Consider the following 5,988-nt stretch of genomic DNA (forward strand, 5'->3'; position numbering starts at 1 on the left):
GCTGTTCAAGGAAGCGGCCAAAGACGGGGGATTGCGCAAGGCGCTCTCTCTCCACACGCTCCGTCATAGCTTCGCGACCCATTTGCTCGAGCGCGGCACCGACATTCGCCTGATTCAGGCATTGCTCGGTCACGACAAGCTCGAGACGACGGCCGCTACACCCGCGTGGCGACAGGAATGATCGCCAAGATCGAGAGCCCGCTCGGTGGTCTAAGCGCACCGCGCCGCAGGCGCGCAAAGCGGAACACCGCGGAGCCGCCGGCGCCCTAGCGCCGCCGGCCATGGCTCGACCAGCTCTGGAGGTCGCGGACATTCTCCGCGATCACGGCCCTGCGTGGCGCGAGGCCAACCGCTCCCATGTGAGCCTCGACCAGTTGAAGGTGATGAGTGCCATCGAGCGCTGCCGCACGGCGGCGCTCGGCGGCCATGTCGCACGCTGCGAGAACGTAGCATGTGGCCATACCGAGATCGCCTACAACTCCTGCCGCAACCGGCATTGCCCGAAGTGCCAGGCTGCGGCGTCACTCCAATGGCTGGCCGACCGCGAAGCGGAGCTGTTGCCGGTGCCGTACTTCCACGTCGTGTACACGCTGCCGAGCGAGCTGCGCGACGTCGCCTACCAGAACAAGCGCCTGGTCTATGACCTGCTGATGAAGGCAGCCGCCGAGACAACGCTCGCCATCGCCGCTGATCCCAAGCGCCTCGGCGCACGGATCGGTGTCACGGCCGTGCTGCACACCTGGGGCTCGGCGCTCACCCATCATCCGCACGTGCATATGATCGTGCCGGGTGGCGGGCTCTCGCTCGACAGCCCACGATGGGTCGCCGCACGCGCCGACTTCCTCGTCCACGTCAACGTGCTGGCGCGTCTGTTCCGCGGCAAGATGCTGGCGATGCTCATGGAGGCGCACGCCGCCAACCAACTGACGTTCTTCAACACCCATGCCGGGCTTGCCGACAAGAGGACGTTCAAGCGCTTCATCGCCCCGCTGCGGCGCATCAAGTGGGTGGTCTATTGCAAGGCGCCGTTCGCAGGACCCGAGCAGGTGCTGCGCTATCTCTCCCGTTACACCCATCGGGTGGCCATCTCGAACCGCCGCCTCGTTGCCGCCGACGACGGCGCCATTGCGTTCCGCTGGAAGGACTACCGCGTCAACGGCCAAAACCGCTGGAAGACCATGCGGCTTCACCCGCACGAGTTCATCAGACGCTTCCTGATGCACGTGCTGCCCAAGGGCTTTCACCGTATCCGCCACTACGGGCTCCTTGCCAACGCCAACCGCGCCGCGAACATCGCGACCGCCCGCGCACTCCTCAATGTCGCCCCGCCTGCCGCTGTCCTGATGGACGTCTCGGATCGCCGCCAGGAGCGTGGCATTGGTCGTCACGCGAGCGCTAACCGGCCGCTCCCGCCAGGCGTAATAGCCCGCCGGCGAGACCTCGAGCACGGCACACATCAGACGCACCGGATAGACGTCGCGATGATCCTCGATGAAGCGAAAGCTCATGTCCGGTTTCCGGCAAAGATCGCGATCGACTTTTTTAAAATGTCGCGCTCCATGCGCAGCCGTTCGTTCTCCTGGCGTAGCCGGGCGATCTCCGAAGCCTGGTCCGCCGACATCGGCGTCGTCTGCGTGGTGGGGCGCCACGACGCCGATGTCGGCTCCTGCCGCAGCTTATCTACCCAGCGTCGCAGCACCGATTCGCGAACACCGAGTTCCTTACCCACAGACGTGATCGATCGACCACTCGAAAGCACGAGTTCAGCGGCCTGCCGCTTGTACTCCTCGGTAAACGACCGACGTTGACGTCCTTGCATTCGACACCTCCTGGCTCCTTGAGCCTACTACAGGTGTCCACTCATTCGGAGGAGGTTCACACACCGCCGAGGTCGGCGCCCGGATCAAATCCCCATAGCGCCCGCTGCCCCGCCGGTGCCAAACTTCGCGCGACTTCGTGCCTTGGCGCTTTTTGGACGCCGGTCAGCTCAGCAAGCGGTGGGTCTCGTCATGCCGGCATCCAAAAACCTGCACATGAGCTGACTTCGGAAGGCCGACATCTGTTGGCGCAAACCTAACTTCTGTCGATGGGAAGGTCCCCGTAAATTGACGGCGTCCGCAATTTTTATGCAGCCGCGCATATCTTCTAGACGGGCAAATAATCCAGCAGTAGTGTCACAACTTTCTCGAGAAACGCAGCCGCGCGCATTTTCTGATTGTGCTGCGACGAAGATCGAAAACGACGATTTCGTACAATTTGTTCCGACAGGAGCGAGCCGATGGAATACAACGGCTATAAGTTGATTGCGGATCTTTATTCCTCGTCGGTAACTCTCCTCGTTGGATTGGCCTGGCCCGCAGCATTTCTCATCCTGATTTATCTTTTGGTGCGCAACGTTGATGTTCAAGCTATCCAAAAGTTCGTAAATGAATTTATGAGGGATAAGCAGTCGGTAGAGGTCTCAGCCGGACCTAAGGAGGGTTTTGCCGTCAAGATCGTTTCTCTACACGTGCAGAGTGGGCTTACCCAGCAGATTGCCAAGTACTTTGGACAAGTATCAGCCGAACAACGAAGCGCCGCGCAGCGCGCCGCTAACTCCGCGGCGGAGAAACTGCTGCAGCAAGCCTCCTCGCCACCCGAGGCGCGCATGACAATCTTATGGGTTGACGACCACCCACAAAACAATATCGGTCTGCAGTATGCCTTTCAGGCCCTTGGGGTGATTGTCGTCTGCGTGGACACGGCACCGCCTGATGTTCGCCCCGAGGTCTTCCGGTCTTGCAGGCAATCCCGGGAGCCTACTCACCCAACTCCAATTTCTCTAGGGGCCTCCGACGGCAGGCCGCAGAGATTCGAGACCGGGATGGCTCCCGCGCGGTTCGCAATAGCGACCAAGTGGCATGACCAATCTGAGCTCAGTCACGTCGTTTTCGGTGCCATCGCGTCTCGTCCGCTCATCGCCGAAATAGCGGCGGTCGCAGCAGACGTTCGTCCGGTTCTCTATCGGGCAACAACGGATTGGCGACTTTCGAAATCGTCAGAAACAAGACATTGATCGAGTGCGTCGCGCGGATCAGCGCCGCGTGGCGATAGACTAATCGGCCGTGGGGTCGATCGCCTCGCCGAGATCTATCGCGTCACATCGGCGGCTTCACAGTAAGCGGCCGTTAGACCCCACCTTCAAGACCACAGGCTGATAGGCGAATGTCCGGCGGCTGAGTCGAGCGAGCTGGACACGTGTCGGACACCGAGCTTTTGCACAAATCCAAGCCGGAGCCGGTGCATCGGCTCGAGGTGTTTACCGGGACGGGACGGCGCCGCGTCTGGACGGCAGAGCAGAAGGCGCAGATTGTCGGCGAGAGCTACGCCGATGGTGAGAGCGTAACAGCGGTGGCGCGCCGACACGGTCTGACACCGCAGCAATTGTTCGGTTGGCGCCGGCAAGCTCACCGGCAGGCTTTACGTCAGGCGGAGAGGTGCAGCCCGGCTTTTGCGCCCGTTGTCATCGAAGAACGGCGACCAGCGGAAGAGGCGCCGATTGCGCCAGCAGTGCCAGGCGGCTTACAGGTGATCGAGATCGTGATCGGGGCGGCCACGGTTCGCGCGGCAGTCGGGGTCGACCCGACATGGCTGCGCGATGTGCTGCGGGCCGTGAGGGCGGCCACATGATCGCGGCTTCGGCGGGCGTGAAGGTCATGATCGCGACGAGGCCGGTCGACTTCCGTAAAGGTGCCGACGGTCTCGCCGCGCTGGTGCGCGAGCAACTCGGCCATGATCCGTTCTCGGGAACAATTTTTGTCTTCCGTTCGAAGCGAGCGGACCGTTTGAAGATTTTAGCCTGGGACGGGTCCGGACTGTTGCTGCTGTGGAAACGTCTCGAGCAGAACGCGTTCCGCTGGCCGCCGATCAGTGATGGTGTGATGCGACTCTCCGCCTAGCAACTCGCCGCGCTGATGGACGGCCTGGACTGGTCGCGTCTGCATGTCCACGACGTTGCGCAGCCGTCAGCGACATCGTGAGCGCTTCGGCCAATTGAATCGCGCCGCTCTTCGCATGCTACAACATCCCGCGAATCAGATTGAGTGGTTGGCGTGGACGACATCACAGATCAGCTTCCCGCCGATATCGACGCGCTACAGGCGCTGGTGGCGGCGGCACGCGCCGAGCGCGACGCTGCGATCGCGGAGCGCGACCACGCGCTGTCGCAGATGGATCGGCTGCGCCACCTCTTGCGACAGCTGCAACGCGCGCAGTTCGGCCGCCGCTCGGAGAAGCTCGATCCGGAGCAACTGCTGCTGGCGATCGAGGACATCGAGCAGGCTCTTGCCGGCGACGAGGCGGCTGAGGACAAGAAGGATTCTGCAGGCGCACGCAAGCGCGCTGACAAGCGCCGCGCCGATCGTGGCGCGCTTCCGGCCCATCTGCCGCACATCGACGTGACGATTGCACCCGAAGAGACCAACTGCCCCTGCTGCCGTGCGCCGATGCATGTGATCGGCGAGGAGACGTCGAAGCGGCTCGATGTCGTCCCGGCGCAGTTTCGCGTGATCGTCACGCATCGTCCCAAATATGCCTGCCGGGCCTGCACGGATGGCGTGGTACAGGCGCCGGCACCGGAGCGGCTGATCAAGGGCGGGCTGCCGACCGAGGCGATGGTCGCCTATGTGCTGGTCGCAAAATATGCCTGGCATCTGCCGCTCTATCGGCAGGCCCAGATGCTGCTGGCGCAGGGCATCGACATCAAGCGCGCGGTGCTTGCATTCTGGGTGGGCTATGCCGCCGCGGAGCTTGCGCCGCTCTGGCTTCGGTTGCGTGAGATCATTCTGACCGCGGGTAAGATCGCATGCGACGAGACCACGGCGCCGGTGCTGGAGCCCGGCCGCGGCCGCACCAAGAAGGGCTTCTTCTGGGCGATCGCGCGCGACGATCGGCCCTGGGGCGGTACCGACCCGCCGGCGGTGGCCTACACTTATGCACCCGGTCGCGGCGCTGTCCACGCGCTCAAGCTGCTCGACGGCTATCGTGGCATCGTGCAATGCGACGGTTATAGCGTCTACAAGACCATTGCCGACAACGCACCTGACGCCGCGATCACGCTCGCGTTCTGCTGGGCTCACCTGCGGCGGCGTTTCTTCGACGTTGTCCAGGACGGTCCTGCCCCGATCGCCAGCGAGGCGCTCGCGCGTATCGCCGCTCTCTATGCCATCGAGAAGACGATCAGGGGCCGCAGCGCCGACGAGCGGCACGTGATACGCCAGGAGCACAGCAAGCCCCTCGTGCTGGCGCTCAAGGCCTGGTTCGAGCTGCAGCTCACCCGCGTCTCCGGCAAGGCGAAGATCGCCGAGCACATCCGCTACGCCCTGAACCACTGGAACGGGCTCACGCGGTTCCTCGACGACGGCCGCATCGAGCTTGACACCAACATCGTCGAGCGAAGCATCCGTCCTCTTGTTCTCAATCGCAAGAATGCGTTGTTCGCGGGGCATGATCAGGGCGCGGAGAACTGGGCCTGCATCGCTTCGCTGATCGAGACCTGCAAGCTCTGCGGCGTCGAGCCGCAGGCCTATCTGACCGACGTCCTCACCAAGCTGGTCAATCTCTGGCCGGCCTCCCGTCTGGACGAACTGATGCCCTGGGCCTGGGCTGCCGGGCGCGGAAGAAGCCTCGCCGCTTGACGAACTCCGATCCAGGATCGCGGTCGTTCCAACGGGCCTCTTTGCCATCGGCGCGAGGCCGTCCACCGGCTTCAGCAAGCCGTGGCGGGCAGCCTTGCGCCAGGCCGACAGAAGTTGCGGCGAGATCTTGTGCCGACGCGCCACCTCCGAGACCACGGCGCCCGGCGCGCAGGATTCCGCCACGATCTGCGCCTTGACATCGTCGCTCCAACGACGGCGCAGGGGCCGAGCATGTGACGCGTCAACAACATCCGAAATCATGTTGCGATCCGCTCTCTTCATGACGGAGCACATATCGCAGGGCGGCCCGCCT

5 protein-coding genes and 3 pseudogenes are annotated in these 5,988 nt (G+C 63.4%); 6 read left to right on the top strand and 2 right to left on the bottom strand.

What is annotated here, in order from left to right:
• Positions 1-181: tyrosine-type recombinase/integrase (locus JOZ76_RS20030; protein WP_441300063.1), on the top strand; the 181-nt coding region annotated here is incomplete at its 5' end.
• Between the two features lie 100 nt (positions 182-281).
• Positions 282-1,322 (top strand): annotated as a pseudogene (locus JOZ76_RS20035) (IS91 family transposase); the annotation flags it as partial.
• A 182-nt stretch (positions 1,323-1,504) separates the two neighbouring features.
• On the opposite strand, the gene JOZ76_RS38295 reads toward JOZ76_RS20035, so the two are convergent.
• Complete coding sequence (locus tag JOZ76_RS38295; protein WP_366938601.1) at positions 1,505-1,819, bottom strand: transposase; 315 nt, start codon at positions 1,817-1,819, stop codon at positions 1,505-1,507.
• 459 nt (positions 1,820-2,278) lie between these two features.
• Here JOZ76_RS38295 and JOZ76_RS20040 point away from each other — a divergent pair, with 459 nt between their 5' ends.
• The 4 genes and pseudogenes from JOZ76_RS20040 to tnpC all read left to right on the top strand — a co-directional run bounded on the left by JOZ76_RS20040 (position 2,279) and on the right by tnpC (position 5,675).
• On the top strand, positions 2,279-3,055 hold the full coding sequence (locus JOZ76_RS20040; RefSeq protein ID WP_291701087.1) for a hypothetical protein: 777 nt from the start codon (positions 2,279-2,281) through the stop codon (positions 3,053-3,055).
• A 182-nt stretch (positions 3,056-3,237) separates the two neighbouring features.
• Positions 3,238-3,669 carry an IS66-like element accessory protein TnpA gene (tnpA, locus tag JOZ76_RS20045; RefSeq protein ID WP_291701089.1) on the top strand — a complete coding sequence of 144 codons (432 nt, stop codon included), beginning with the start codon at positions 3,238-3,240 and terminating at the stop codon, positions 3,667-3,669.
• Positions 3,666-4,019 (top strand): annotated as a pseudogene (tnpB, locus tag JOZ76_RS20050) (IS66 family insertion sequence element accessory protein TnpB). Before tnpA ends, tnpB begins: the two are co-directional and overlap by 4 nt.
• Positions 4,020-4,091: 72 nt before the next feature.
• Positions 4,092-5,675 (top strand): IS66 family transposase, encoded by a 1,584-nt coding sequence (gene tnpC, locus JOZ76_RS20055; RefSeq protein WP_291701092.1) that lies wholly within the window; start codon positions 4,092-4,094, stop codon positions 5,673-5,675.
• Positions 5,676-5,792: 117 nt separating this feature from the next.
• On the opposite strand, the pseudogene JOZ76_RS38300 reads toward tnpC, so the two are convergent.
• Positions 5,793-5,969: pseudogene (locus tag JOZ76_RS38300) on the bottom strand (transposase); the annotation flags it as partial.
• Positions 5,970-5,988 lie beyond the last annotated feature (19 nt).

The organism is Bradyrhizobium sp. (genome assembly GCF_019244115.1).
In the GTDB taxonomy this organism is placed as follows: Bacteria; Pseudomonadota; Alphaproteobacteria; order Rhizobiales; family Xanthobacteraceae; genus Bradyrhizobium.